This window comes from Joostella atrarenae, from assembly GCF_021764745.1.
Classification (GTDB): domain Bacteria; phylum Bacteroidota; class Bacteroidia; order Flavobacteriales; family Flavobacteriaceae; genus Galbibacter; species Galbibacter atrarenae.
In genome coordinates, this window is sequence record NZ_JAETXX010000026.1 from 1 (window position 1) to 4740 (window position 4740).

The following is a 4740-nucleotide window of genomic DNA, read 5'->3' on the forward strand; positions in this document are numbered from 1 at the left end:
TAGCGTTTTTCTTTTTTGATGTTTTTTAGTTTCACTTCCGAATTGATATTTTACTAGAGATTTCATGATAAACTGGTTTTGATTTACTTCCCATAGTGCCGTATAGCTGTTATCTTTTTTTGATGCTTACACGGATTAAATATTTTGGATTGACAAGGACTTATAAAAGCGAGCTTGGGGAGCGACTTATGCAGTCCGCTCAACTCCAAAATGTTGGTGTTTTGCGGTCAAATAAAAGAGTAACAGCTATGGGTGTGAAGGAGATAAAAACCTAATTATGAAGAATCGGAAACTATCAGGAAGTGAAACTAAATGCAATAAAGGAATTCCGATGAAGCGGACACCGTTCACGATTTTGGAATGGAAAAGAAAATGGGATGATTTTCAAGGCATTTTAAGGAAACTCATTGCCAAGAATACAGCTTTTCGCGGAATGAAGAGAATGTGCTGAACCGGTAATGAGAACAGAACACTCATTGAAGTAAAAGCGTATGTAGTATTGAATATTATCTGTGGAATAATGTAACCTTAATTAAGGGACATATGTATAGATAGTTATCGATATTCGAAAGAGTATAGTTTTAAATAAATATATTCGTGATGTTATAACTAGTTGTATACAAGCCGAAAAAATACCCAACCGAACGGTCAAGCACATTATAATCCTTGTTCCTGCGGTTGCAAAGAGCTTTCACGCCAACGCTGACGAACTTAAAACAAAAATGCCAGCGTACAACAAGTTGGTGACCGTTGCACAACCCTCTAACTTTATAAAAACAGAATTAATTTAAGCTCTTCAAAGGATTTTTATTTTGCCATAAGAATCAGTTGTAAATTAAATTCCTGAAAAACTAATATTTGTATCCTTACCCAATTCTAACCATGATTCAGGATAAGAAATACACTGGTACGACATAATTCAGCCAAAACTTTTTTCAAGAACCAATAATAACTACAATTCTATATAACTATTAGATTTCTGTATATTTGAATGTATATATAATGAGCATTAACACACCACATGTGTTTATACATATGTTGTAAAACATATAAAATCGACCTCGAAAACAAATGAAAGTTCACGGAAAATGTGAAAAATGTAAAACTGAAATCGGATACTCAACAAGTGCGAATACGAGAGTTGAATTTGCAATGCAAGATGGAGAAAAGAAAACTCTGAATTGTAAAAATTGCGGAATTAAAACGGAATTTCACGTTGACGAATTATACACGAAAGAATCAAAATTAGCTCAAATAGGAGCGGGACTGATTTTTTTAGTTGGAACACCATTAATGTTCTTTTTTGTGAATCCAATATTTTCTGGAAGTCGGAATCATTATGTGATTTATATTGTTGGCGGATTTTTACTCGTTCCTGTTATTGCATATGGAATTATAAAAAAACAAGACCAAACGAGAGTGAGTTCATTCAATCGAAGTAAACTCAAAGGTCGAATTCATAACATCGGATGAAAAAAATACGTTTTACAACAATGGTAACTGTTGCACAACTCTAAATTTATAAGAAAAGAGGATTATCCTAAATTTTAATAATAGGTAAGCTGTTGTTTTCTAGGTATATGTCATTTTCAAGAACTGCTTTTAATTAGAAATTTGATTAAAAAAGAGCTCGAGCAACAGCCACCATTGTTGGCAACTGGCTTTTGTATTTTATTTAGATTCTTTTTTGTCTAATTCGACTTTAAAAATAACATCCTTTTTGACCAATTCATTAACGTTTAAAGTTGGAAGTAAAAAACTATTAAATGGTGTGTTCTCTGTTTTGCTGTGTAAAACTCCTCTTGTAGTACCGATGGTTAACATCACTAAATGACCTATAAATCCTTTAGGAACTATTAATTCAGTTTTAGTTTCATTGTAGAAACTTGACCAAGCTTCTGTAGTTATATTGAAATGACAACCAACCTCTATTATTAAAAAAGGGGATTTTTCTTGAATAAGATTTGTAGAAAAAACTACAGAGATAATATTGTTTTCAAAATTAATTCCAAACCTTAATCCAGCTTTTAAATCTACTAAATCACCTTCTTTATAAGCTGATTCAATAATAGCAAACTGTTCAGTTGTTATTTTTTTTAATGCAAATCCAATTTTATTTTTTTCTTCAGCCATTATGCAACTAATTTAAGAAGGCAGTCTGGTTCGTTTTCGTAAGAAAATGCTCCAAATAGTGATTCGTAACTTGAAAGACTACTCTCAATGTTCACTAATTCATCAGATTTAGTGTACTTGTTATATTTCTCAACTTGAACTTGAATTGTTGTTTGAAATTCAGGCACTTGAATTAAGCTTACATTTAAGATTTGCTCAATATTAGTAATAGTTTCTAATTGAAGGTTTTCAGTACCTTTCAATAGTTTATTAACATATTGAGGTGAGCAAAGCATTGCTTTAGCTAATTCTTTTTGAGTTTTAGGAAAGATATTAGCAGTTTTGTTTGCTTTAAGAGCAGACATTATTTTTACAGCAATAGCAAAAGAAATATCAAGCCAAGCTTTATTTTCTTTGCGATATTTTGCTTTTTCAATCCAAGTATTGTCTTGTTTTGAAGATTCTTTAAGTCTGTTTTTTATGTTGTTAATACTCATTGGTATTTATTAGGTTGTTTTAATTTAATTCGACAAATTCTAAATTTTCATCATCTTCATCTTGTAGATAGTTGCGTGTGAATTCTAGTTTGTCTAATTCTAAAATTAAATGGTCTCTTTCGTTCATTGTAGGTGTAAGTTTAATTGCTCCACCACAAACAACAAATAGATTGGCTTCAATTCTTATTGCGTAAATCCGAAGCCAACTAGGTCTTTTCATTCCTTTGGCTTTGTCTTTTTCAAGATTTTCGTCGATAACTCCTTTTGATAAGGGTTCAAATAATGTAGATAATGTTTCAAGTCTTTCAGTTTTTCCAGTTTCTGCTATGTATAGCAATTCTTCTTCGAAAAGGCTAGCGTCTTCCTTTGTTTTAATAATAGCTTCTTCTATAGTTATGCCATTCCAGAACTCGTTATTTAGATCTTCCTTGTGCTGTTCGAAAAACTCTCTTAAATAGATTGGATCGTTCCATAATTCAAAACATTTTGCAAATTCATTTAACAATTCAGTATCATATTGAACTGAATATAAACTGTCTTTTACTATTGCAAATGTATTAATTATTTTCATTAAATCAACCTGTAAGTTTATTTTTTGACAAATTTAACTGATTTTTAGGAAATAGTATTGACTTTATTTGCAAAGTAAGCAACAAGATATCAACATTTATGTGTATAATGGTCTTTGGGTTTGTAGCTTGTTGCCAACGGTTACACTATATATGACAAGTAGCGTGCAAATAGGGGAGAACCATTCCGCCGAGCCACAAGCCAAAACTTTTGTATTTTGTTTTTAACTTTTCTTTTCAAAAGCCAAATCAAAAGATTTGGCAGTTTACCAAAAATACCAAATTTTTCGGTTTAGAAAAGCCGTAGCTATTTGTCATATATAGTGTAACTGTTGCACAAGCCATTAATTTTATAAAAACAAGATAGTTTTAAGCCCTTTTATTTTACCGCCTAATTAAGTTTAGGCTTGGATATCACTAATCTCATGGTTGGCTGTGTCTACGGTTAATTGACTCAAGTAATTCAGTTTTCTAGCTTTGCCTGGTTTAACGTTAATGCAAGCATCAGGATTGGTATTTGTTTTATAATTCATTTATATAGATGGTGATCTCTTAGAAACCTCCTTCTCATTCACCTCTAATTTTTCTCTTAAGGCTCTCATGTCATCACTAATTTTCCGGTCTATAATTTTTGCATAATGCTGTGTTGTACGTAAAGATTTATGTCCTAACATACGACTTACAGACTCAATAGGAACACCATTGGAAAGTGTTACTGTAGTTGCAAACGTATGTCTGGCTAGATGTGTGGTAAGATTTTTTTTGATTCCGCATAGTTCGGCTATTTCTTTCAAAAATGCATTTGACTTTTGGTTACTTAGAACCGGTAGGATATATTTTCCCTTTTTAACTTCTGGATGTTCTTTGTATTTATCCAAAATTTCTAGAGCAACTGGAAGTAAAGGAATACTACTTATTGTATTGGTTTTAGTTCGTTTGGTACGAATCCATTGATATCCATCGATGCCAATAATAATATCATCCTGTGAAAGTTTTTTTACATCGGAATAGGCCAGACCGGTATAACATGAGAATAGGAATATGTCCCTGACCAAGCGCAAACGGTCGAAGTGTAATTCTTTTTCATATAATGTATTGATTTCCTTTTCGGTTAAAAATTCACGCTCTACAGGCTTAAACTTCACTTTATAATTAAAGAAAGGATTTCTGTCTATCCATTGGTTTGCAATGGCAATTCGAATGATTTTTTTAAAATTATTAATGTATTTAAGTGTGGAATTATGATTACATTTTCTGGTGGTCTTAAGGTAATATTCTAATTTGGTAATAAATAAGTTATCTATGTTTCTTAAGGCATAGTCTGTAGTATTGTATTCTTTTTTAATGAAGGATTCCAGATGACGATAACAGGTCCAATATCTACTCGCTGTAGATGCTGTTATATCTTTTCCAATTAGAGTATCCATTTTTTCATTGTGTTCCTTGAATACTTCCAGAAGAAGTTTTGATTTTACCTTGGAGCCACCACGTAGTTCGTACATCAGGTCCTTGGCGGTTACCTCATTGTCATTATCAATAAAGGTTTGGTGGATCTTGTTGAG

General features: G+C 31.9%; 5 protein-coding genes. 1 reads left to right on the top strand and 4 read right to left on the bottom strand.

What is annotated here, in order from left to right; all coding sequences use genetic code 11:
- The first annotated feature begins 1071 nt into the window (after positions 1-1071).
- Entirely contained in the window at positions 1072-1473 is a 402-nt protein-coding gene (locus JM658_RS16800) for a hypothetical protein (protein WP_236961013.1), read from the top strand.
- 198 nt (positions 1474-1671) lie between these two features.
- Here JM658_RS16800 and JM658_RS16805 read toward each other — a convergent pair whose 3' ends face one another.
- The 4 genes from JM658_RS16805 to JM658_RS16820 all read right to left on the bottom strand — a co-directional run.
- The gene (locus tag JM658_RS16805) at positions 1672-2133 is read right to left on the bottom strand and encodes a hypothetical protein (RefSeq protein ID WP_236961015.1); all 462 of its coding nucleotides are present in this window, start codon (positions 2131-2133) and stop codon (positions 1672-1674) included.
- Positions 2133-2609, bottom strand: a complete 477-nt coding sequence (locus JM658_RS16810) for a helix-turn-helix domain-containing protein (protein WP_236961017.1) — start codon at positions 2607-2609, stop codon at positions 2133-2135. Before JM658_RS16810 ends, JM658_RS16805 begins: the two co-directional genes overlap by 1 nt.
- A 19-nt stretch (positions 2610-2628) precedes the next feature.
- Positions 2629-3180, bottom strand: a complete 552-nt coding sequence (locus JM658_RS16815; RefSeq protein WP_236961019.1) for a hypothetical protein — start codon at positions 3178-3180, stop codon at positions 2629-2631.
- Positions 3181-3711: 531 nt separating this feature from the next.
- A partial coding sequence (locus JM658_RS16820) for a site-specific integrase (protein ID WP_236961021.1) occupies positions 3712-4740 on the bottom strand: 1029 nt, incomplete at its 5' end.